This is a genomic window from Pantoea sp. LMR881 (assembly GCF_027157825.1).
GTDB lineage: Bacteria > Pseudomonadota > Gammaproteobacteria > Enterobacterales > Enterobacteriaceae > Pantoea > Pantoea haifensis.
Window position 1 is genome coordinate 94,918 of the sequence record NZ_JAPVOK010000003.1, and the last position, 23,484, is coordinate 118,401.

16 protein-coding genes and 8 pseudogenes are annotated in these 23,484 nt (G+C 53.9%); 15 read left to right on the forward strand and 9 right to left on the reverse strand.

Features of this window, described 5'->3' with window-relative positions:
* Positions 1–23: 23 nt before the first annotated feature.
* The 5 genes and pseudogenes from O3W44_RS20085 (at position 24) to zinT (ending at position 5,067) form a co-directional block, all read left to right on the forward strand.
* Complete coding sequence (locus O3W44_RS20085) at positions 24–1,106, forward strand: M23 family metallopeptidase (protein ID WP_269294555.1); 1,083 nt, start codon at positions 24–26, stop codon at positions 1,104–1,106.
* A gap of 38 nt (positions 1,107–1,144) precedes the next feature.
* Positions 1,145–2,164: a hypothetical protein gene (locus tag O3W44_RS20090; protein WP_269294556.1), complete on the forward strand. Its 1,020-nt coding sequence runs from the start codon at positions 1,145–1,147 to the stop codon at positions 2,162–2,164.
* Positions 2,161–3,267 (forward strand): hypothetical protein, encoded by a 1,107-nt coding sequence (locus tag O3W44_RS20095; protein WP_269294557.1) that lies wholly within the window; start codon positions 2,161–2,163, stop codon positions 3,265–3,267. The genes O3W44_RS20090 and O3W44_RS20095 overlap by 4 nt, the downstream gene beginning before the upstream one ends.
* A 195-nt stretch (positions 3,268–3,462) precedes the next feature.
* Positions 3,463–3,594, forward strand: a complete 132-nt coding sequence (locus O3W44_RS20100) for a LysR substrate-binding domain-containing protein (protein WP_269294558.1) — start codon at positions 3,463–3,465, stop codon at positions 3,592–3,594.
* Positions 3,595–4,390: 796 nt separating this feature from the next.
* Positions 4,391–5,067, forward strand: a pseudogene (gene zinT / locus O3W44_RS20105) (metal-binding protein ZinT).
* Positions 5,068–5,119: 52 nt separating this feature from the next.
* Here zinT and O3W44_RS20110 read toward each other — a convergent pair.
* Complete coding sequence (locus O3W44_RS20110; protein ID WP_269294559.1) at positions 5,120–6,055, reverse strand: LysR family transcriptional regulator; 936 nt, start codon at positions 6,053–6,055, stop codon at positions 5,120–5,122.
* 97 nt (positions 6,056–6,152) lie between these two features.
* Here O3W44_RS20110 and O3W44_RS20115 point away from each other — a divergent pair.
* Together O3W44_RS20115 and O3W44_RS20120 are read left to right on the forward strand one after the other, a co-directional pair.
* Positions 6,153–6,589 (forward strand): annotated as a pseudogene (locus O3W44_RS20115) (DMT family transporter).
* Positions 6,589–7,080 carry a DMT family transporter gene (locus O3W44_RS20120; RefSeq protein ID WP_269294560.1) on the forward strand — a complete coding sequence of 164 codons (492 nt, stop codon included), beginning with the start codon at positions 6,589–6,591 and terminating at the stop codon, positions 7,078–7,080. Before O3W44_RS20115 ends, O3W44_RS20120 begins: the two are co-directional and overlap by 1 nt.
* Before the next feature lie 117 nt (positions 7,081–7,197).
* On the opposite strand, the pseudogene O3W44_RS20125 reads toward O3W44_RS20120, so the two are convergent.
* A pseudogene (locus O3W44_RS20125) lies at positions 7,198–7,491 on the reverse strand (Rpn family recombination-promoting nuclease/putative transposase); the annotation flags it as partial.
* Positions 7,486–7,922: pseudogene (locus O3W44_RS20130) on the reverse strand (amino acid permease); the annotation flags it as partial. The pseudogenes O3W44_RS20130 and O3W44_RS20125, both read right to left, overlap by 6 nt.
* A 327-nt stretch (positions 7,923–8,249) precedes the next feature.
* Between O3W44_RS20130 and O3W44_RS20135 the strand changes: the two are divergent.
* Complete coding sequence (locus O3W44_RS20135) at positions 8,250–8,918, forward strand: DUF3313 domain-containing protein (RefSeq protein WP_269294561.1); 669 nt, start codon at positions 8,250–8,252, stop codon at positions 8,916–8,918.
* A gap of 327 nt (positions 8,919–9,245) precedes the next feature.
* On the opposite strand, the gene O3W44_RS20140 is transcribed toward O3W44_RS20135, so the two are convergent.
* From O3W44_RS20140 to O3W44_RS20150, 3 genes are all read right to left on the reverse strand, one after another.
* Positions 9,246–9,944, reverse strand: a complete 699-nt coding sequence (locus O3W44_RS20140; RefSeq protein ID WP_269294562.1) for a diguanylate cyclase domain-containing protein — start codon at positions 9,942–9,944, stop codon at positions 9,246–9,248.
* A gap of 396 nt (positions 9,945–10,340) precedes the next feature.
* The gene (locus tag O3W44_RS20145; protein ID WP_331283447.1) at positions 10,341–10,682 is read right to left on the reverse strand and encodes a MerR family transcriptional regulator; all 342 of its coding nucleotides are present in this window, start codon (positions 10,680–10,682) and stop codon (positions 10,341–10,343) included.
* Between the two features lie 192 nt (positions 10,683–10,874).
* The gene (locus O3W44_RS20150; protein WP_269294563.1) at positions 10,875–11,678 is read right to left on the reverse strand and encodes an IclR family transcriptional regulator domain-containing protein; all 804 of its coding nucleotides are present in this window, start codon (positions 11,676–11,678) and stop codon (positions 10,875–10,877) included.
* A 186-nt stretch (positions 11,679–11,864) separates the two neighbouring features.
* On the opposite strand from O3W44_RS20150, the pseudogene O3W44_RS20155 reads away from it, so the two are divergent.
* From O3W44_RS20155 to pcaDC, 5 genes and pseudogenes are all read left to right on the forward strand, one after another.
* A pseudogene (locus O3W44_RS20155) lies at positions 11,865–12,552 on the forward strand (3-oxoacid CoA-transferase subunit A).
* A 10-nt stretch (positions 12,553–12,562) separates the two neighbouring features.
* Positions 12,563–13,219, forward strand: coding sequence for a 3-oxoacid CoA-transferase subunit B (locus tag O3W44_RS20160; RefSeq protein WP_269294564.1), 657 nt, complete (start codon positions 12,563–12,565; stop codon positions 13,217–13,219).
* Between the two features lie 10 nt (positions 13,220–13,229).
* The gene (gene pcaF, locus O3W44_RS20165; protein WP_269294565.1) at positions 13,230–14,432 is read left to right on the forward strand and encodes a 3-oxoadipyl-CoA thiolase; all 1,203 of its coding nucleotides are present in this window, start codon (positions 13,230–13,232) and stop codon (positions 14,430–14,432) included.
* A 3-nt stretch (positions 14,433–14,435) separates the two neighbouring features.
* Positions 14,436–15,776, forward strand: coding sequence for a 3-carboxy-cis,cis-muconate cycloisomerase (locus O3W44_RS20170; protein ID WP_269294566.1), 1,341 nt, complete (start codon positions 14,436–14,438; stop codon positions 15,774–15,776).
* Complete coding sequence (pcaDC, locus tag O3W44_RS20175; RefSeq protein ID WP_442954675.1) at positions 15,773–16,915, forward strand: bifunctional 3-oxoadipate enol-lactonase/4-carboxymuconolactone decarboxylase PcaDC; 1,143 nt, start codon at positions 15,773–15,775, stop codon at positions 16,913–16,915. Before O3W44_RS20170 ends, pcaDC begins: the two co-directional genes overlap by 4 nt.
* 9 nt (positions 16,916–16,924) lie before the next feature.
* Here the strand turns inward: pcaDC and O3W44_RS20185 are convergent.
* The 3 genes and pseudogenes from O3W44_RS20185 to pcaH form a co-directional block, all read right to left on the reverse strand.
* Positions 16,925–17,855, reverse strand: a pseudogene (locus O3W44_RS20185) (LysR substrate-binding domain-containing protein).
* A 60-nt stretch (positions 17,856–17,915) separates the two neighbouring features.
* Entirely contained in the window at positions 17,916–18,536 is a 621-nt protein-coding gene (gene pcaG / locus O3W44_RS20190; protein WP_269294568.1) for a protocatechuate 3,4-dioxygenase subunit alpha, read from the reverse strand.
* Positions 18,533–19,272: pseudogene (pcaH, locus tag O3W44_RS20195) on the reverse strand (protocatechuate 3,4-dioxygenase subunit beta). Before pcaH ends, pcaG begins: the two are co-directional and overlap by 4 nt.
* Before the next feature lie 226 nt (positions 19,273–19,498).
* Here pcaH and O3W44_RS20200 point away from each other — a divergent pair.
* Positions 19,499–21,391, forward strand: coding sequence for a bifunctional sugar phosphate isomerase/epimerase/4-hydroxyphenylpyruvate dioxygenase family protein (locus tag O3W44_RS20200; RefSeq protein ID WP_269294569.1), 1,893 nt, complete (start codon positions 19,499–19,501; stop codon positions 21,389–21,391).
* Positions 21,392–21,680: 289 nt separating this feature from the next.
* Positions 21,681–23,061: pseudogene (locus O3W44_RS20205) on the forward strand (MFS transporter).
* Positions 23,062–23,484 lie beyond the last annotated feature (423 nt).

The window sequence follows — 23,484 nt, forward strand, 5'->3', positions numbered from 1 at the left end:
GTGACCCGTCATGGGTCAGCAGAATGATGCCCGTGGATATAAACCGGGATTTCCCGCTCAACCGGCACGCGTCATGGCATGGTGGTGTGCATGTTCTCCACACCGACCGTCGCGAGGAAGGCTACGACCGCATTGAGTTTGTCCGCGCCATCGCGGACGGGGAAGTTGTTTCTGTTCGTTCTCCGTCTTCCACACACAAACGAGATACTTTCCCGCTGAATTATGATGGCAGAACCGATGACGGGTATGTGCTGCTGAAGCATCAGACCGATATCGGTGAAAACTGTAGTGTCGTGTATTACTCCCTGTACATGCATCTCATGGATCGACTGGACCCGGCAGTCAGGGCCGGAGCAAAAGTCTGGCGCAAGGATCGCATCGGGCAGAATGGTATGATTAGCGAAACCAATGCCTTTCATTTTGAGGTGTTCTGTGACAACGAGAACATGCTGAAGTTGACCGGACGCACCACCCCCGAACTGGATATCACCCGTGACGGCAGAACCGATACCCTTTACGGCGATATCCATTTTTATCTGCCTCCCGGTACGCGCTTTTACGAATCTGTGCCTGACGCCGCCTCACCAGATATGGATCGCCTGAATGCTGTTCATACCAGTACCGAACCACTATTCATCAGCATGACCTTCGAAAAAGGCGACTGCTCGATGATTACCCGCAGGCAGAACACCACCACCGAGGCACGTTTCGACATGGTGGGGGAGCCGCTGGTGAATGCCGATGCTGACCAGCTTGATAATGGCCAAGATACTATGCTGAAGTATGAGTACAACCTGTACAATACGGCTAAACGTCTGTACCCCCAGAACCCATCAGCTGGGTTCGAATTGCTTCGTTTCGGGCGGGTAATTAACACCGAATATGAAACCCTGACGCCTGCTGATGCCCCGCTGTGGCGTGCCGTTAGCTTCCCCGGCGGAACGGGTATGGTCAATCTGGCTTCTTCTGACATCAAAAAATTCAGCGATGCCGATTTCCCGCACTGGACGGGCTGGCGGATGGTGGACGATGACACGGACAATAACAGCCAGTGTAATTCCCCCTTATTGCCGGGTTACAGGAAAGCGGGCATTTCAGCGATCTGAGTAGCCATCTGGTCTGCCGTTTTCCACTGGAATGGAATATGTCTACCTTTGACCGGCGCCATGCCTGGCTGAAAACGGGTGCTGACGATGCCCTTGCCATGTCAGAAGAAGGCTTTGACCGGCTGAAAAGTCATGCTTCGGCGCTGTGTTTTGACACGGGCGAACTCGGTACAAATAGGATGTGGCATTTTCATCCGACGGCTTTTATTGCTCATTTCCGCAAGTGCTGTTGGATAAGTAAGCAGGAGCTAAAACAACTTATCCCCCTGAACGTGATAAGAATGGCTCGTCGCAATAATTATCTCTGGGAACCAATAGTCTATCGAGATGCGACTGGAAGTATGGCTGATAGTATTCGTATTCACCTGAATAAGGGAATGCAAAAATATCTTATCAATACACCTCTGCGTATTGCCTGCTTCCTTGGAAATGCCATACAGGAAACGCAGTGGTTATACCAAAGAGAAGAGATTGGAAGCCGACAAATTTGGTATTATCCATGGCATGGGCGAGGGTTATTGCAACTAACTAGCCCAGGCAACTACTTTGACTACTTTAGTTTTCGTGGCCTCATATACACTACTGATATAAAAAATAGATTATCTGCAGAATACAATCGCCTGTATGTAAACAGAAATATCAGACAAACAGACAATCATCTGTCAGATACAGAAAATGATATTCCTCATAATATTATTACGTGGAGAAGTAACGTTAGTAGTAACGATCATGACGTCGTTGGCAGTGCCGGTTTTTATTGGGTTTCGGCTTATATGGCTTATCATTCAGATGCAGAGCATGAGCTTGAAAGATGTAGCGTAAATACAAAATTCAGAATAAAAATATACTACCGCAGCCCTGCCTTCTGGAGGGCCAGTGCTTCAGTTAATCTACCTGGAAGAATAAACACTCTATACTCAACCGCCCTCAATGGATTCAATGATCGCTGCTGCGTATATGGCAGTGCTATTTCAGTACTCACTGAGCAAAAATTCCCAGACAACAATGGCAATGCAATAGTCGAAAAACCTGAATCAAACCAGTTAAGGAGAGGATGATGAACAGAGTTCTATTATTTTCAATTTTAATTTTCTTTATCGCATCTCCACTTTTTGCTGCTCAACTACGCAGCCAACATGATGTAGAGTCTGAGAATTCTGCATTGACATTACTTCATAATACCATGGCAGAGATGCTTCAAAACGAACCAAGACAAGGGCTGGAAAAAATAGCAGATAAATTTCCATTAACAAACTACACTGACTTTACAATCAACACTGAAGCATCAATAAATACAATCAAAAAGCCTTCCACTAAAATCAGTGATGATGAATGGCAGGCTTTTATCAACACAGCTTTCAGGGCTGACTCGGAAAATGGAGAGGTTAATTGCAAACTTGTTGATCTTGATGGTGACGGAGAGCGAGATCTCATTATTAGTAGCTACTCAGGAGGTACTGGATTATTTAGTTACACGGGGGTTCTGAAACGGCTTGGTGATAAATTCGCCGATATAAATAACAATGCTAAAAATGACGCTCAGGTTATAACAGGTGCTCTATATTCAGAAAATGGGCGCGGAGCCAATCAGTGGGGGCAGTGGGTCCGCATTAATGACCTAGTCTATGCACTTTGGTTTAATGGTGAATATGATGAAGATACCTTTTATTTGTTGCGGCCATTTAATACAGACAATAAAATTCCAAGTATAACCATTTATTATCAGTACGAATACGATAACTCCTCGATTGAAGCGCAAGACGAAGGAAAACAGTTAAATCCAGCATTAAACGATCACGACAAAAAACAGTTAATTAAATCACTCAATATTAAGAAGTATTATTTCAATAAGCAAAAAGAAGAACAGGAACAAGAGCCTATTTGCCCAGTCCCAGCAGGTACATCATCTGAAGATGCAGCGCATTATAAAACTGAAATTGCTGGAAGTTATGTCACTCAACCTGTCGCAGTTCTCCCTGTTTGGTTGAACGGGATGTGTTTCATCGGTTCTGTTGAAAGCTATTTTGGTCGTGGTGAGCTAATGACTATTAGTTCACCGAAAGATTTGAAAATATTTGGCACTTACTCGATTACGGGGTTACGCCATATAAAATCAATAAAAAGTGGATGGAAATCCAGAGAGGAAAACATTCCCTTATAATCGGAACTTTTGAAGATTCAGAGGAACCGGCTGAGCATAACATTCTCTGTCAGCGACGGTAGTAAGACACTGCGGCGTTGATGGAGGTCCGCCTGATAAATTAAAAATTCAATATAAACAATGAATTATCATCTTAACGTACGTTTCCGTTCCATTGGACCTCAAACCCCTACAACAGAATATTTAGGTAGTCCTATGCTCTGGCGAGTGGAAAGCTACAGCGCAATGCTTGATGCGGCGCTTGCTGGCCTGGGATGGGCCTCGCTGCCACGTGAATTCGTTCATCGTGAACTGCGCGCCGGAACCCTGGTTGAATTGCGTCAGTAGGAGTATCCCCATACAGACTGGATTGTGGCTGTGGATCTGCTGTGGTCAAACCAGGCCAAAGCCGGAAAAGCACAGAGCTGGCTTCGTGACCGTCTGGTAAAGCATAAAATTTTTGAGCAGGATAACGCGGGTAACAGAACAACACTCTAGCGACTGAATAAACAAGTCAGTGCCCCGTGCGGATATGCCGTTAGTCAGCTTTTGCCGTCCATCACTGTTGATGTATATGTTCAGACATGGCCGACAGCGAGTACCTGAGGCGTGAAAAAATCATGCAGGTTGTATCGCCTGGGTATTGTTCAGCCTGGATTGTCCGGCAACGGGCATGCTTTTGATTCTGCGAGATTATCTGTTTTTCAGGTACAACCCGAAGACGTCATGTTAATGTGAATCGTTACATCATTCTTTAACAGGTTCCGTTAATCTCTTCGCTCTGTCACCTGAGCCTTAAACTCCCTCCAGGCACAGATTTAGTTGCACTTTTTCTGTCGTGTTCCTTTGTGCTCCAAATCGTGCACATCTTTAACACGCGCCCGCAATGACCTCCTGAAAAGGCGCGCCGCCCGGCCGCAGGCCGGTGTTGTGTTGTTTGTCCTGAATAGCTGTTGTTTCTAATTGCATTGCTGATAACTCCCTGGGTCTGACAGCACAACTCATGCTATATGGCGCTGAAGCCGCCGGTTACCGGCAGGTTTTAATAAAAACAGCGGAGGTACAAACCTGTGAACTCATTAAGCAAGCCGCGGAAGCGCAAATATTGCCGTGCCGTTCAATGTTATGTTATAACATATGAAGAATGTTACATCATACGGAGATCTTGATCTTGGCTGTTTATTTTAAAAAAACCGTTTTACTCCTGGGTGCGCTTTTGGTTAGCGGGCAGGCCAGTTCTCATGCTCATCATTCACACGGTAAACCGATGTCAGAAGCCGAGCAAAAAGCCGCAGAAGGTATGTTTGACAACGAAGCGGTAAAGGACAGAAATCTCACAGACTGGGACGGTGTCTGGCAGTCCGTCTATCCCTATCTGTTAACGGGGGAGCTTGATCCCGTCTTTAAAAAGAAAGCAGAGAAAGATAACAATCACTCTTTTGCTGAGATTAAAGAGTATTACCGTAAAGGATACGCCACCGACATCGAAACGATCGGTATTGAGAATGGCATTATCGAGTTTACTGCTCACGGTAAGGTCAGTGCCTGTAAATACCATTATGCCGGATATAAAATTCTCTCTTATGCTTCGGGTAAAAGGGCGTGCGTTATCTGTTTGAATGTAAAGATGCCGCCAGTAGCGCGCCTAAATACGTTCAGTTCAGTGATCATATTATTGCTCCACGCCAGTCGGCTCACTTCCACATTTTCACAGGTAACAGCTCACAGGAAGCCCTGCTGAAGGAGATGGATAACTGGCCGACCTACTATCCCTATCAGTTAACAGAAAAGCAGGTCGTCGACGATATGCTGCATCACTGAGTCAACAACCGCGCTAAATCCCGCGTTTGTGGGATTTAGCAGGGCAGCTCTTTCAGTCATATCGCCAGTAGAGTGGCGAGCCATACACTCTAATGAAATAGTCAATCACGGTGCGAACGTTCAGAGGCGGATGACGGACGTTCGGGTAGATGGCCGCAATATGCTGCGCTTCCGTTTTGTTTGCTGCTTCATAATCGGGCAACAACTTAATCAGATCGCCGCGCTGCATAGAATCACCTATTAGCCAGTCAGGAAAAAGAATAATCCCCATGCCGCCTAACGCTGCCGTAAGCAGGGCTTCCGCATTATTCGAGGTCAGAAGAGCCGGTACGGGATAATGCACCCATTGTCCCTGATTTTCCCGGAACAGCCAGCGGTTAGGGCCGGAAGAGCCGCGGTAGACAAGGCATTTATGGTTGTGGAGATCGCCCGGAGAGTCAGGTGCCCCGTGCCGGCTGATATAGTCAGCCGACGCGGCAGCATGATAGCGTTGCGGCCCAAATACCCGCGCATGAAAGGAAGAGTCGGTCAATGTCCCGATACGGAATATGACATCAGTGGCGTCCCGGTGCGGATCAATATAGTCATCAGTCAAAATAAGCTCTATCTGCAGATTGGGGTAATGCGCGGCAAATCCCGGTAGCCAGGGCGCAATATGGCGCTGGCCAAAAAATACCGGTGCATTAAGCCTGACCAGACCAGCAGGTTCCAGCGCCCGATCCTGCAATTCTTTGCGAGCTTCGCTCAGTTGCTCGGTCATATTCCGGGCATAATCGATAAACAGCCTGCCAGCCTCGGTAGGGATCACGGCGCGGGTGTTACGGTAAAAAAGCTGCTGGCCCAGTGCATCTTCCAACTGATGAATACTGCGTGACACCAACGAAGCAGAGACGCCTTCCCGTCTGGCGACTTCAGAAAAACTCTGGGCGTCAAATACGCTGATAAAAATCAGCAACGACCTGATACTGATCGATCCGGGTTCATACATTAATGCAATTCCTGCAAAGGTGTTTCTCACATTATGCCGTTTTTCATTTGTGATGACTGCATTATGCTTCGCCGCCTAAATGACTGGAGGCGGTGTGATGCAGCTTTTACTGATATTACTTGTTATTTGTGGCGGCATGGGGCTGTCTGTTGAAGCGGGTCTGCTTGGACCATTAGGAGCTCAGGTGGGCGATCTGTGGGCGACCTTTACCATTTTTGGCGTCGGTGCCGCGCTAACCTTTTTGCTGATGCTTTTTTTCAGTCCGCGCAATAGTCCGTCATTTTTTGCACAACCGGGCTGGCAACTCCTGGGGGGATTTTGGGGCCGATATATGTCGTGATCCTGACCATCGCCACGCCCGCTATCGGCATTGCCATGACCATGATTGGTATTCTGGCCGGGCAAGTGTTTAAAAGTCTGGTTATCGACCATTTTGGCTTATTCGGCACGCCGCACCGCAAAATTGACAGCAAACGCATTATTGCGCTGATTTTTATTATTGCCGCTCTGATCCTGGTGGCTAAGGGAAGCTAATGACTCTTTTAATGATTTTACTTGCCGTTATTGGTGGCTTTACGCTGAGTATTCAGGCGGCTATTAACGGACGCCTGGGCAGCAAAGTGGGAGTATTTCGTACGGCATTCCTGACGTTTTCGATTGGGGCGCTGGTTACTGCTTTACTGATCCTCTACTTTGAACCCAAACAGGCCATAACTTTACTGGACGTGCCGAAGTGGCAGTTGCTCGGCGCTTTTTGCGGTGTCCCGTATATCGTAATTATGGTGCTGGCCATTCAGAAAATCGGCTCTGCTGTCGCGACCGTCGCGGTTATTTTTGGTCAGTTAACCATGAGCATGCTGATCGACAACTTTGGCTGGCTGGGGAATGCGGCCATTGAATTTTCATTCAGTCGCCTTGGCGCGATTATTTGTCTGGGTATTGCACTGGCGTTTATCTACTCCAGTAGCAGAAACACGACTGCGCCGGTGCGTAAAACCTTAACAACCAAAACGGCTCGTGACTGAGATCGTTGTCTGCAACGTAACGGGCCCCTTAGTCGGGGGCTTGTTTATGCCGATTCGCGACTGTAGAAGCGGCTTCTGCCTTACTGGCTGTAGTTACATCTCAAACGTTGACTCAACTCAGTGGCGGATTTGCTGCAGCTCTTCTTCTGACAGGCCGGTCATTTTCATGACTGAAACGCTATCCATGCCGTTTGCCAGCAGGTTACGGGCAATTTCCCGGCTGGCTTCCAGCCCGCCAGGCTGCCGTCCTTTTTCCAGACCTATCTCCAGCCCTTCCTGACGCCCTTTTTCCCGGCCTTTTTCTTCAAGCTGTTGTGCAATCGTCATCAGTTCTTCCTCATGCTGTGGCACGCGCTGTGCCAGTTCGCGAATAACGGCTTCCGCATCCGGCGTTTCACCCGCCTGAATCAGCTGCGGACCGACAATGTTCAGCACCACAAACAGCCACAGCACAGCAATACAGGTGATGGTCAGAACTACGGAATTTTGTAATGCAGGAAAAAAGTAGCTCAGGTAACCCACCCCGATCACCACCATCGCAATATTTCCTATCCAGCATGCCAGCCAGTAGAGCAGGTTGGTCTGGTAGCCGAGATAAGGGCCGAAGGCCCGTCGGGCATAGGCGTAAGAACCACCCGGGCTTGAATCAGGCGACGACATTTTGGCATACACAACAGACAAAGACAGGGCACCAATTATGGTAACGAGCCAGCCATAAATTGCGATCCCTCCAGTAGAGGCAAGGCTTGCCGGAAGCAAAAAAACTCACGAGCCCATAATATTTCCAGCCACCATTAAGGTCACGGGAATCAGACCAACCTTTTTTGTTCAGGCGTAGACATAAACCCTCCGCAGAGTGGGTTATTCAGTAAATGTATATGGGTCGGATATACTTATAGACTAAAGTTAATATCCGCTCTATTTTTAGAAAATTAATTTTCTTTTAGCTGATTGTTGCGTAAAAAAGAATAAGTGAAAGCTGTGCTTTTTTTTAAAAACATACTTTAATGACCTGGCTTTAACCGGTGGTGTTAATTTTAAGTCCGGTGAATAAATGGGTTTTTTAAAAAAATACACTTTAAATATAATGGCCGTTTCGTAGGGGAGATATTTAATTCAATAATGTCAGAAAGTTGCAATTACCATTCAACCATTTTGATGAGGTGTGCATGTTTAATTTCCATAAAAACCTGGTCGGTTTCACTTTTGTCCTGATAGTAACCGCGCTGGCTGGTTGCTCTTCAAAAACTGCTGAAAAGTCTCAGTATTCTGGCTTCATAAAAAATGCTTCCGGTTTACAGCCTGTAAAAACCGCAACAGGGCATGAGACCCTTAAATGGGTCTCGCCGGACTATCAGTCCGGGCGATATTCAAGTATTTACTTTGCTCCGGTAGTTTATTATCCCCGTCCTTCACCAAACAGCAGGGTCAGCGCGGCGACACTGGAGCAGGTGCGCCTTTATACGGAGAACCGGATGAAAAGTGCCCTTGCCTCACGCAAGCCACTGACTGACCGGCCCCAGCCAGGAGGTCTTTTGGTTAAAACGGCTATTACTGCCGTCACGGCGGAAAACAGAGACATGCAGGTTTATGAAGTCGTGCCGGTCGCCGCTGTACTGGCCGGGACTATGGCAGCAACGGGAAACCGTAGTCAGAATGCAGAGCTTTTCCTTGAGGCCGAGGCGATAGACGTATCCACGAATAAAGCCGTAATCAAAGTTATACGAAAAGGCTATGGTAAAACCGTATCGAACAGCAATACGCCCATCACTGCGGCAGACGTTGAAGCTGCAATAGATGACATGGTAAAAGACATTGTGGCGTTTTCTGTACAGTAGCTTCGTTTCATTTCAAATTTACGTGCCTGCTGGGGCAAATGAGGATAAACGCAGCGGGCAAATTAGTCACAATTGTTTTAATCAGTTGGATTCAAAGTAGCCTTAAAAATTGTTCCGAAACCTTATTCACAGATTACGTTAATTAAAGCATTGTCATTATAAACTGCGCGGTTACGACCCTGTTCTTTACCATATTGCATGGTGTGCTCTGCTTCGTCGATTACGGACTGCAGTATTGCATTTTCTTTTATTTTGCATGAACCACAGGTCACGGTCATACGCAATGTGCTTTTAGATGTAATAAAAGGTGTGCCCTGATGCCGCACATTATTTTAGCCATCGCTGCAAAAAAGCCGCATCGTTTTCACATTCGTGAATAATGATAAATTCCTCGCCTCCGAAGCGATATGCTTTTTCTTCATTTCTGATGGCAAACAAGAGATAACTACCCAGCTCTCTGAGAACGGCATCACCGTAGACATGGCCATGCTTGTCATTAATTTCTCTGAAACCATCCACGTCGAGCAGCGTCAGATAGAGGTGTGCCTGGTTGCGTCTGCTGTTTTCTTTCAGCTGAGAAAACTGCTCGTACAGCTGTTGCCTGAGCGGAAGGCCCGTTAGCGTGTCATGGTGACTGCGCATCTCAACCAACGCCGCCTTATACCTTTCCACCGCAGCAAGAAAGTCACGCTGGGCTGAAAAATAAGCGTCCAGCAGCGTTCGTTCGCTGTTGCCTGACTGGACAGATTTCAACAGTGAATGCATAGCAGCATGCATGCCGGCATGTGTTTCTTCCACAGCATGAAGGCCTGTGATCTGCTGATGACCAAATCCCAGACTGATGTTTAGCCACTTACTGAAGCTACAGTGAAGGTGCGATTCCGTATCTGTCATGCTGCGATCTGGTTTATCGCTGAAAAGGAGAGTTGCAATAAGCTGATTAGACCATTCGAAATGCCTGGCGACGGCCGCGTTCAGTTCCCGGATATCGGCCTCTATTTCAAAGCCATTGATTTTGCGAAGCATGATAATTCATACCAGTAGGTTTACAGGAGAACTCAGCTTACTCTTCAGGAAAACGCATTCATTGATTTGCATCATGAAATAATAAGCGTGCTAATTAATTTTGTGATTAAAGTCCGTAACAACAAACAGCCTCCTGAGGTTAACCAGACCCGCGATTAACTTCGTGACTTCATCATATTCCAGGCAAGAATGCGGAGCGATAAGTTAAGGGCATTTAGCTGCCTGGAACATGATCCACACAATCAGTGTAAGGATGAGGTGGGATAGTTATGGATCAGTCGTATGATCCCGAGGAGCGATTTAATGTGTTTCGGTTCCTGTCTCACCTGGTGCAGCCGCAAGACGTGACTCATCAGGCAGCTTTTAAAGCGGGCCCTCAAAAGTTGTTTGTCCTCGCTACTCCGCCACCGGACAAGCGGAGCCAGCTACAGCCAGAATGTCATCCGGGCTGTAGCTGGTATAGAGCTCCCAGAGATACCGGGCGCGTGTTTCGTCAGTTCCGTAGTGAAGATGAATAATGAATTCCTGACGGCGCAGTTCCCAGCCGCTTGGCCGGTACTGCCATGACTGATTCAGGAGGGTAGATATCTCGCTGAGGGTGTCACCAGACGAAGTCAGCGCGCGTATCACTCTGATTTCACTGACCTGTGAGTCGTTATATCCTTCAGCGGAAGGAGGGGGAATAAAGGATGCGGACTGCCAGCACTTTAGGGGCTCAGGTAATATACCGGCGGGTATTAAGCTCTGGCTTGCTCAGCAGCATCAAGACTGACGTTTATACCAACCCCCTCCGGGGATCTGCTACCGGTCAGATCGACTGTCCGGCGGGCTAAGAAAGCTACGGCTACATCTGCCGCGCTTAGGTAAGGGTTTCTCGATAGCCGCCACAACGGCAGAAGGCGGCTCAGCGTTGAACAACAGCGCAGTTCATTAGCGCAGCAGCAGCGAGATTTCCCGGGCAGCCTCCTGCAGCAATGGTAAATGATGCTGGCGCAGCATATCGGCGGAAACCTGCCCGGCATGCACGCCGACGTTCAGGGCCGCCACGATGCGCCCATCCGGTGCGCAAAGCGGCACGGCCAGCGAGCGCAGTCCGATTTCCAGTTCCTGATCGTTAATGGCGTAGCCCTGCTGCCTGACGCGGGCCAGCTCTTCGCGCAGCGCGCTGCTGCTGACCAGCGTGTGGCTGGTGTAGCGCAGCTGGGTTAAGCGTGCCAGAAAATCGTTCAACGGTTCGCTGGCCAGCCCGCTCAGCAACACTCTGCCCATCGAGGTAGTACTGGCCGGCAGACGACTGCCGATGTGCAGGTCAATCGTCATGATGCGTGATGCTGACGCGCGGGCGATGTAGAGAATGTCATCCCCGTCCAGCACCGCCATTGAACAGGATTCATTCAGCGTCTGGCTGAGCTGGCGTAAAACCGGCTGCGAGGCGCTGGCAAGCGGCGTCGCCCCTAACCAGTTGTGGCCCAGCGAGAGAACACGTGGACGCAGTTCAAAATTTTTACCATCTTCCGCGTAGACAAATCCCAGCTTGCTGAGGGTATAGAGACAGCGGCGCACGGCCGCCCGGGGAATACCGGTGCGCTGACTGATTTGCGACACAGACATGAGCCGCCGCTGCGGCGTGAAGGCCTGCAAAACCTCCAGCCCACGCGCCAGCGAGGCCATAAAGTTGGGATCGCCTTTCCAGGGATCGCTGTTCCCACGCAGGGGTTGCTGTTCATCCGTCATGATTGTCTCCCGTGAGTGACTGGATCGGTTTGCGCATGTGCGAACGATCACAGTATAACATCTGGCATTGCCATTGACCGATAATCGCACACTATTTCGATTATCGGTATTGTTTGCGGTCACAGAGCGATCTACTTTTTGGCTATTCAACATAAACCGGCGTGTGCCGGGTCAAAGGAACAGCAGATGATCGATAAAAGCGTGGCAACACTGGCGGAGGCCGTGGCGGTGATCCCTGACGGCGCCAGCATCATGATTGGCGGGTTTGGGCCAGCAGGCCAGCCGCTGGAACTGATCGATGCGTTGATTGAACGCAGCGTGCGAGGACTGACGGTGATCAGCAATAACGCAGGAAACGGTGACAGCGGTCTGGCTGCGCTGCTTAAGGCGGGCTGCGTCGATAAGATGATTTGTTCTTTTCCGCGCCAGGTTGACTCCTGGGTGTTCGATGAACGCTATCGCCGGGGTGACATTGAGCTGGAGCTTGTGCCGCAGGGTAACCTTGCCGCCAGAATGCAGGCGGCAGGCGGTGGCTTAGGGGATTTTTACACCCACCGCGTTTGGCACGCCGCTGGCTGAGGGCAAAGAAACCCGCGAAATAGAGGGGCGCCATTACGTGTTTGAAAAACCCCTCAGGGCTGATTTCGCGTTGATCAAGGCGCATCAGGGCGACCGCTGGGGTAACCTGGTATACCGCAAAGCGGCACGCAACTTCGGCCCGATCATGGCGATGGCCGCCACTACCACGATTGCGCAGGTGGCAGAACTGGTGCCGCTGGGCCAGCTCGATCCCGAACATGTCGTCACGCCGGGCATTTTTGTCCAGCGGCTGGTGACCGTTTCCCATCCCGTTACCCTGACCGTATCTGCCTGAGGAGGCCGTCATGCAAAAGTTAACCCGTGAACAACTGGCGCAGCGCGTGGCGCGTGACATTCCCGAAGGGGCTTACGTCAACCTCGGTATCGGTCTGCCCACCCGTATTGCCAACTATCTGCCCGCGGACAAAGAAATCTTTCTGCACAGCGAGAATGGGATGCTCGGCATGGGGCCCGCACCTGCGCCAGGAGAGGAAGATCCCGAGCTGATCAATGCCGGAAAGGAGTTGGTGACCCTGTTGTCGGGCGGCTGCTTTTTCCATCATGGCGACTCCTTTGCCATGATGCGCGGCGGACATCTGGATATCTGTGTGATGGGGGCGTATCAGGTGTCCGCCAGCGGCGATCTGGCCAACTGGAGCACCGGTGCGCAAGACGCGATCCCCGCCGTTGGGGGCGCGATGGATCTGGCCATTGGCGCGCGCAAAGTGTTTGTGATGATGGACTACCTGACCAAAAAGGGTGAGTGCAAGCTGGTGAAGCAGTGCAGCTATCCGCTTACCGGGCTGGGTTGCGTCAGCCGAATTTATACGGATATGGCCGTCATTGATATTACCCCGCAGGGACCGCTGGTTGTGGAGTGCTGCCCCGGCCTGAGTTTCGACGCGCTCCAGGCGTTAACGCCGGTGCGTTTAATGCAACCTGAACTGGCGACCACCGCCTGAGGAGACGCAGATGCAACAGGCTTTTATTTGCGATGCACTACGCACGCCGTTTGGCCGCTATGGCGGCGCCCTTGCCAGCCTGCGGGCCGACGATCTGGCGGCGCTGCCGCTGGCGGCGCTGCTTGCCCGTCAGCCCTCTTCCGTGACGCAGGCGATTGATGATGTGATTTTCGGCTGCGCCAATCAGGCCGGGGAGGATAATCGCAACGTGGCGCGTATGGCGCTGTTACTGGCCGGACTGCCAACCAGCGTGCCTGGCACCACGGTCAATCGTCTGTGCGGGTCAGGGCTGGATGCCATTGGCATGGCGGCCAGGGCGATAAAATGCGGTGAAGCCGATATGATGATCGCGGGCGGCGTCGAAAGCATGTCGCGCGCGCCCTACGTGACCGGTAAAGCTGAAAGCGCCTTTAGCCGCTCCCTGAAGATGGAAGACACCACGATGGGATGGCGCTTTATTAACCCGCAGATGCGCGCCCGCTTTGGCGTTGAAACCATGCCGGAAACGGCGGAAAACGTCGCCAGAGATTTTGCAATCAGCCGCGCCGATCAGGATGCGTTCGCCTTGCGTAGCCAGATCCGGACCGCCAGGGCACAGGAAATGGGCCTGTTCAGTGATGAACTGATGACGGTGACGATTCCGCAGCGCAAAGGGGAAGCGATCAGCGTCTCCTGCGATGAGCATCCACGCAGCACCTCCCTGGTGACGCTGGCGGGATTGAAAGGCGTAGTGACGCCAGACGGCAGCGTGACGGCGGGCAACGCCTCAGGCATCAATGACGGTGCCTGCGCTTTATTGCTGGCAGGCGAGAAGGCGGCGGCCGAGCATGGCCTGACGCCGCTGGTACGAGTGGTAGCGATGGCAGCCTGCGGCGTTGAACCGCGTATTATGGGATATGGTCCCGTGCCTGCCGTGCGCAAAGTACTGGCGCAGAGTGGGCTGACGCTGGCGCAAATGGACGTGATCGAATTAAATGAGGCTTTTGCTGCCCAGGCTCTGGCGGTCACGCGTGCGCTTGGACTGGCCGACGATAGCGCGCAGGTGAATCCCAACGGCGGCGCGATTGCGCTGGGCCATCCACTCGGGGCATCAGGCGGCAGACTGGCCATGACCGCGGCTTATCAGCTGCGACGCACCGGCGGTCGGTACGCGCTCTGCACCATGTGTGTGGGGGTTGGGCAGGGAATCGCACTTATTCTGGAACGGGTATAACCAATGTCTCTTTACAGCGCCATGTTTATGGCTTCTCCCCTCAGCGATTGCTTCAGCGATACGGCACTGCTGCAGGGGATGCTCGATTTCGAAGCCGGGCTGGCACAGGCGCTTGCCGCGACCGGGATTATCGACAGCGAGTCCGCTCAGGTCATAAAGGCGTGTTGTCGAGCCGATCGCCTTGATGCGGCTGCGCTGACCCAGGCCGCAGGGCTGGCCGGGAATCTGGCGATCCCGCTCGTCAAACAGCTGACCGCCGTGGTAGCCGCGCGGTCGCCCGACGCCGCGCGCTATGTTCACTGGGGCGCGACCAGTCAGGATGCGATCGACAGCGGCTTCATGCTGCAACTGCGCGCCGCGCTCAACGGCACGGCTGCGCTGCTGGACCGGCTGATTGCCGCGCTCTGCGTTCAGTGCGAGCGGCACAGTAAAACACTCATGGTGGGGCGCACCTGGCTGCAGCATGCTTTGCCCGTCACGCTGGGACTGAAGCTGGCCGGCACGCTGGATGCCCTGTTGCGCTTTCGTCAGCGGCTGGCAGCGATGCAGCCGCGGGTACTGGCCCTCCAGTTTGGTGGGGCCGCCGGGACGCTGGCGTCGCTGGGCGAGAAGGGGGAGCAGGTGGAGCAGGCATTCTCCGAGGCGCTCGATTTGCCGCGCAGCGCGACGCCCTGGCATGCCCATCGCGACAGGATGACCGAGGTGGCGGGCTGGTATGCGGGCCTGACCGGCACGCTGGGTAAGCTGGCCCGGGATATGTCGCTGCTGATGCAAAGCGAAGTGGGTGAGGTCAGTGAACCCCGTGCACCCGGGCGCGGCGGCTCTTCTACCATGCCGCACAAGCGAAACCCGGTGCTCTGCGCCGCGATTCTCAGCGCAGCCAACCGCGTACCCGCTCTGATGTCCGGCTTGTACGCCGGTATGGTGCAGGAGCATGAGCGTGCGCTGGGCGGCTGGCAGGCAGAATGGCAGAGCCTGCCACAGCTGATCGTGCTCAGCGGTGCCTCGCTGGCGCAAAGTACGGAGCTGGTTGAGGGGCTTGAGGTGCATGAAGCGGCGATGCAGCATAATCTCGCTCTGACGCAGGGCTTAATCATGGCGGAAGCGGTAACCCTGGCGCTGGCAGACAAGCTGGGACGCCAGCAGGCGCATCACCATATCGAACAGTGCTGCCATCGCGCGCTGGAGACGCAGCAAAGTTTGCTGTCGGTCCTGTGTGCAGATGCGCTGATCGCCTGCCATTTGAGTCGTTCTGCCCTGGAGACGCTGCTCGACCCAGCAAATGCTACGGGCAGTTCATCACGCTTTATTCAGCAGGTACTGGCTGCTGCGAGGAAATTATGACCTTTCATTATCTTCTTGAGGGGCCGGCAGAGGCTCCGGTGCTGCTTTTCTGTAATTCCCTCGGGACATCTGCCGGGATGTGGCAGCCGCAGCGCGATGCGCTGATCGGTCAGTATCGCATTCTGCGCTACGACGTGCCGGGGCACGGTGACTCGGCGCCCAACGGGCAAACCCGTTCGTTGGAAACGCTCGGAGCGGCGGTTCTGTCGCTGCTGGATGAGTTGGCTGTCGGCAAGGTGCATTTTTGCGGCATCTCAATGGGCGGGCTGATCGGACTCTGGCTGGCGCGTTTTCATCCGCAGCGTCTGATCACCCTGACGGTCGCCAACAGCGCGGCGAAGATTGGTGAGCCTGCAGCCTGGCAGCAGCGCGCAGATCAGGTACGGCAGCACGGCATGGCCGCCGTTGCTGCGGGGGCGGCCGCGCGCTGGTTTACCCCGGCGTTCTGTGAGCGTGCGCCTGCGACCGTGCAGACGTTGCTGACGCAACTCCGTTCCTGTGATGCTGAAAGCTACGCTGACTGCTGTGACGCCCTGGCGGAGGCAGATTTACGCCATGAGCTGGCGGCCATTCATCTCCCTGTGCTGGTGATCGCCGGAAGGGATGATGAGGTCACCACGGTGGCCGACGCGGAAGCCCTCGTGGCGCAAATTCAAGGGGCGCAACTTGCCGTGTTGCCCGCCTCGCACCTCTCCAGCGTTGAGATGTGGCTGGCGTTTAATCGCGCCCTGCAGTCTTTTCTTGCGGCGCAGCTGACACAGCATCAACGCTATCAGCAAGGAATGACGGTTCGCCGGGCTGTGCTGGGCGAGACCCACGTTGACCGCACGCTGGAGAATCTGTCACCGCTTAACGAAGAATTTCAGCACTTTATCAGCCGCTATGCCTGGGGCGAAATCTGGACCCGGCCAGGACTGGCTCGTCACACGCGCAGCCTGATCACCATCGGCATGCTGATTGCGCTGAACCGCGAAGCCGAGCTGAAAATGCATCTGAAGGCGGCGTTTAACAACGGCGTCACGCGTGATGAGATCAAAGAGGTGCTGATGCATGCCGCGCTTTATTGTGGCCTGCCGGCCTCTAATGCCGCCTTCCATCTGGCTCAGGCGGTCTTTGACGAACAGGATAACGCCCGTTAATCCGCTACGTCAGACCGGTACATCCAGCACCCGCTGACGCAATGCCGCTACCAGTCGCAGCTGCTCGGGTGGCGGCGTGTGCTGCTGGCGGGTTAGGATGCCAACCGCCTCGGCCATCCCCTGTTGCGGAAGCGGCAACGCCTGAAGCTGATTACTGGTTAAGTCGTCACGCACCGCGCCGTAAGGCGCCAGCCAGACGTAACCGTGATTCAGGGTCAGACGGCGCGCCAGCGTGGTTGAAAGGGTTTCTACGGCACCTTCCGGCAAGGTCAGCCCGTGGCTGTTCATCAGCGCCTCAGCATTCTGGCGCGGTACGGTGCCGCGTGGAGAGAGTATCAGCGGCCAGGCGATCGCTTCCGCCAGCGTCACGCCGGCATGCAGCAAGGGATGCTGTGGGGCGACCACCAGGCGCAAAGTTTCCAGATAGAGCAGTTCAAAATGCAGGCCCTCCATCAGTACCGGTTCCGCCATGCGGCCTATCCCCAGCGCCATCTGCCCCGACTTTATCGCCATCAGCAGCATATCGTTCGCCAGCGTGCTCACCTCTATTCGCCAGCCCGGATAGTGCTGCTGCAGGCTGGCCAGCACCGGCGCGACCACGCTGATTATGGCGGTCGGCAAGGCGCCGATGTGCAGCGGCACAAGGCTGGGCGTACTGTCTGGCCGCATTACCTGGTCAACGATGTTGAGCGCATCCAGAATGCTAATTGCGTCGTGCAGGAATCGCGTTCCGCTGGCGGTGAGTTCCGTTCCCTGACGGCTACGCAACAGCAGCTGCTCGCCCGTCAGGTACTCCAGTTCGCTGAGGGTTTTGGAGAGGGCTGGCTGGGTGATCCCCAGCTGGCGTGCGGCGCGGCCCAGCGTCCTGCTGCGCAGTGGCAACAAAAGCGTGAAGATGACGCAGGCGCACGCGTTGGCTAAAGCGGGAAATAGTGTCCATGGTTCATGGTAGGTATTTGCCGCCGCAGCGGCAAGCACTATGTAGCGAAGATGTTAACTGTCAGACATCAAAGAATACCGTTTCCTTTTCGCCCTGCAGAAAGATATCGAACCGGTACACCCTTTCGCCGCCGCGTTGTTCACGATGTGCCAGCAAGGTATTGCGCCGCGTTTCCCATTCAATCAAATTCAGCACCGGATCCAGGGCGTTCGCCGCCTGTTCATCGGCAAAGTAGAGACGGGTATTCAGGCCGATATTGATCCCGCGCGCCACTATCCACAAGTTCAGGTGAGGGGCCATCGGGCGACCGTCGCGGCCGGTCACACTGCCCGGTTTGATGGTTTCAAAGCGCCAGGTGCCGCTGTCAAAATCTGAGCAGGTCCGTCCCCAGCCGCGAAAGGCCGGATCCAGGGCTTTATGGTGCTGCTGGTCCGCGGGATGCTGGTAGCGTCCCGCGGCATTGGCCTGCCAGACTTCAATTAACACATCGCGGACCGGTGTGCCGGAGCCATCGTAAACACAGCCTTCAACCGTAATGCGTTCGCCACGCGTTTCCGGCTGAGTGAGCACCCCGGTGAAGTTATTTTCAAAGATATCAAAGCCCGCCGCATGAGGAGCCAGCCCAATATGCACGTAGGGGCCGGCGGTTTGCGAGGCCGTTTCAGCCAGGTACTCTTTCATGATGCGGCTCCCTGCGTGCGGTTTTCGAACCAGGTTGCGCGGTGACCGCGTAACACCAAATCAAAGCGATACGCCAGACAGTCCAGCGGAACCGCCGAATGCGTATCCAGTTCCGCAATCAGCGTGCGCACGGCCTCTTCACTGCCCACCGACTGAAGGATCGGGCAGCGGCCAACCAGCGGATCGCCCTCAAAATACATCTGCGTAATCAGGCGCTGGGCGAAGGCTTCGCCAGAAAGGGAAAAGTGAATATGCGCCGGGCGCCAGTCGCTCACCTGGTTTCGCCAGGGATAAGGGCCGGGCTTGATGGTGCGGAAGCAATAATAGCCATTATCGTCGGTAAGCATTCGACCACAGCCGCCAAAGTTGGGATCGATGGGCGCCAGATACTGATCTTTTTATGGCGATAGCGGCCGCCGGCATTCGCCTGCCACACTTCCACCAGCGCATTGCGTACCGGCTGACCAAACGCATCACGCACGTAGCCATGCACGATGATACGTTCGCCAATCGGCAGGCCATCTTTCGCATAGTTGAGAATGAGATCGCTGTCGCGTGGACCCAGTTCCTGTCTGGTGAACACCGGTGCCGTGATTTCCGATAAGGAGTTTTGCAGGGAAATCAGCGAATTGCGAGGCGATCGCAGTATGCTTGTTTTATACAATGGCGCAAGCGCCGGTGGGTGATGACGGTAATCACGGTGTACCAGTTCGCGGGCGGGCCAGTCGTTTTTCATCCAGGCATCCTTATCTTTTAGAGTACAGATCGACGAGTGTAGGAAGCGTAACTTGTAAATGAAAAGTGAAAAATTGTAGGCGTTGTCATAACCAAAAGTCATAACCAGTTACATTGACGAGATGTTCCAGATGGTTCATAACAATTGCCAATCTCCATGAGTAGAACGCCTCGCTACTTACTGGCCGCTTTGAGGTCACCCTGTGACCGTTTATCTGGAGGCAACAATGAAACGTTCTGTCGCAACGGTCTCGGTATCGGGTACGCTGCCGGAAAAACTGCGGGCAATTGCCGCTGCCGGCTTTGATGGCGTTGAAATCTTCGATAACGATTTAGTCTACTATCCAGGCTCACCCGCAGACATCCGCCAGCTGTGTGAAACGCTGGGGCTGGAGATACTGCTGTTTCAACCCTTCCGTGACTTTGAAGGCGGTCCGCGTGACAGGCTGGCCCAAAACCTCGCCCGGGCGGCGCGCAAGTTCGAGATTATGAAGCAGCTGGGGTGTCAACGGATGCTGGTGTGCAGCAATGTCTCCCCGGAATGCAGTGAAGATTTCTCCACGCAGGTCAGCGATCTGCGGGCTCTGGCTGAGCTGGCGGCGCAGTATAATATTACTCTCGGTTATGAGGCGCTCGCCTGGGGGCGCCATGTCAGCCTGTGGCGCGAGGCGTGGGCCCGCGTTGAGGCGGTAGACCATCCGGCCTTTGGCATCGTGCTCGACAGCTTTCATATTCTGTCACGCGGCGACAGCCTGGACGGACTGGAGGTGGTGCCGCCTGAAAAAATCGTTTTCGTACAGTTGGCAGATGCGCCGCTGCTTAAAATGGACGTTCTTTCCTGGAGTCGTCACTTTCGCTGCTTCCCCGGTCAGGGAGAAATGAACCTGACGCAGTTTATGACGCAGCTGACGGCACACGGCTATCGCGGTGCCTGGTCGCTGGAAATTTTTAACGATGGGTTCCGCGCCTCGCCGGTCGTGCCCACCGCGCAGGATGGCTACCGATCGCTGCTGTGGCTGGAGGAACAAACTCGCGACTGGCTGGTAAAACAGCCGCTGTTGCCCAGCGCGCTGGCCTCGCTTGCCGGTGAAGGGCTGTTTCACTCGGCACCCCAGCCGGCGCTGCTGGCGCTGGAGTTCATCGAATTTGCCGTCAGCCATAACGATGCGCTGGCGCTGGGCCAGTGGCTGATCCAGCTCGGTCTGGTGCACGCAGGCGATCACCGTTCCAAACAGGTCTCGCTCTACCGCAATGGTAAGGTGCACGTGATCCTGAATGCTCAGCCCGAGAGCCAGGCAAGCGGTTATTACCATCAGCATGGTATCTCTCTGTGTGCGGTGGCCTGGCGCGTGCGTGGCGTCGGGAGCCTGATTCAGCGTGCGCAGGATTATGGTTACGCCACCTGGCAGGGCGAAACCGGCCCGAATGAACGTCAGATACCGGCGTTATGCGCACCGGATGGCAGCCTGATCTATCTGGTGGAAGATGAGCCCGCAGGCCAGGACGGCTACCGCAGTGATTTCAATCTGGCGCACTGCAGCGCGCCTCAGCCGGCGATGCAGACGCTCGATCACATGGCGATCGCTCTGCCGGATGAGACGCGTGATAACTGGATTATGTTCCTGCGCAGCGTGCCGGGCTTTGTACAGGATACCGAGTGGGAACTGCCCGATCCGCTTGGGCTGGTGCGCAGCCGCGTGTTGCGCAGCCCCAATGATGCCATTCGCCTGCCGCTGAATATGTCCGTCAGCCGGGAAACGCAGATTGCTCGCGCGTTGACGACCTATCAGGGCGCAGGATTACAGCACGTTGCCTTTGGCTGTGACGATCTGTTTAGCGCGGTTCAGGCCGCCCGCAAGCGCGGTTTAAAAACCCTACGTATTCCCGATAACTACTATCAGGATCTGCTGGCGCGCTTCGATCTTGATGCGGATTTTCTTGCGCAGCTACAACGCTATGATGTGATGTACGATCGCGATGAGCAGGGCGGAGAGCTACTGCATGTCTATACGGAACCCTATGAAAAAGGACGTTTTTTCTTTGAAATCCTCGAGCGCCGTGGCCGCTATCACGGCTTTGGCGCGATAAACGCCCCTGTACGAATGACCGCTATGCGTTAAGCCGGACGGGCCAGACGCTCTGGCCCGTTATTTTGAAGTCGTATATTTATCCCACTTTTTTCCGCTTATCCCGCTGAAAACACGCCGATCGCGCTCACAATCCTTAGCGGATGGCGTCAACCTTCTTTCCAGAAATTTCCTTATTTTTAACAGGTTGTTAACCGAACTCCGATCGCTATAGAATTCTCTGTTGTGCGATAAACGCACAAATATTCGATTATCGCCGTTTCTTGCCTTTCAGTGCCTGCATATAATGATTCCACATTACTTATTTCACCGGAGAGTCACCGTGGCGGAAAGCAAAACAATTGATGTTCGGGCGTTAATCGACAGCCGCCCGCTGGGTATGTGGCAAAAAATGGTAGTGCTGTTTGGCTTCTGCATCATTGCCCTTGATGGGTTTGATATCGCCATCATGGGATTTATTGCCCCTGAATTAAAAGCGGACTGGGGATCACCAATCGCGAGCTTGGACTGATCATTAGCGCGGCGCTGATTGGGCTGGCGCTGGGGGCAATGCTTTCTGGCCCGCTGTCGGACAAGCTGGGACGCAAGGTCGTCATTATCAACAGCGTTTTCTTTTTTGGCGCCTGGACGCTGATTACCGCATTTTCACAGAACATGGAGCAGATGATCCTGTTTCGCTTTCTGACGGGTCTGGGATTGGGCGCGGCGATGCCGAACGTCGGCACGCTGATAGCGGAGTTTGCCCCCGCTAAACGGCGCTCGTTTTTGATCACAGTAGTTTTTTGTGGTTTTACGTTTGGCGCCGCGCTGGGCGGTTTCGCCGCCTCATGGCTGATGCCGTACTTTGGCTGGCAATACGTGCTGATACTGGGCGGCATTCTGCCACTCCTGTTCATCCCGTTACTGCTTTGGGCGCTGCCGGAGTCGGTCTGCTTTCTGGTGGTAAAGCGAGCCGCCAGCAAAAAAATTCACCGCATACTGGCTAAGCTGGCCCCGGATTTGGATCTACAGAACTGCACTGTCGAGCTTCCGCCCGTCAGCAAGGCGAACGCACAACCGATAAAAGTCGTCCTCAATGCCCAGTATCGCTTCGGCAGTTTGATGCTGTGGGGCACCTATTTTACCGCTCTGTTCCTGTTTTACGCCTTGAGCAACTGGCTTCCGATGCTGATTAAAGAGAATGGCTTTAACGTGGCGCAGGCGGCCTTCATTTCGGCGTTGTTTCAGGCGAGCGGCACCTGCGGATCGCTGTTTTCGGGCTGGCTGATGGATCGAATTGAGTCACACCGCGCGTTGTCTCTGATCTACGGGGTGGGAGGGCTGTTTACCTTGGGTATGGGGCTTGCGACGGCGCATCCGGTACTGCTGGGTATCTGCACCGTGATGATTGGCTTTTGCATTGGTGGCGCGAACACCGGGATGAATGCGCTGTCAGCCAACTTTTATCCCACCGAGGCGCGGGCCACCGGCTCCAGCTGGATGCATGGCGTAGGGCGCATTGGCGCGATTCTGAGCGCGCTGGCTGGCGCAGAGATGCTGGCGCTGGGATGGGGATTTACCACGATTTTTGCTGTGCTGGCGATCCCGGCCCTGTTGGCGGTAGCGATGATTACCGCCAAAGGACGCTATCAGCAGCGGCAAGCCGCAGGCAAGGGGTGACGTCTCGCTGGCGCATCAGCCTGGGCAATCGCAGGGTGGGATGAAACGGACCGTTGCTGATATCAGACCAGGAGGTCTGCAAAACAGGTAGCGGCTTTGGCACGTATCGGGATTCACCGCATCGCCTTCTGGCCCATTCGCAAACTGTCCCGCCAGCCTGTCAACGATGGCTATCAGCTAATGTGCTGACAACGGCGCTTTATCATCCGTAATTCATTCATAACGGCAAAACAACGCCCGGCGGCAAGCGCCGGGTAAAGTAGTGTAGTTACATCATTCTTTTACGGGTTTCGCTTAAACCCGGTTCGAGCTGGACCTGTAATAAAGAGCCCCTCTCCAACAAAACCAAGAGCGGACCTGTAGCCCGGTTGCTCCCCTGACCAGCCCCGGCCGCCCGGCCCGCAGGGTCGGAACTGCAGTGGCTGATAAATGGGTGCTGTAACTAATTGTATGGAGTCGCTGTGGGT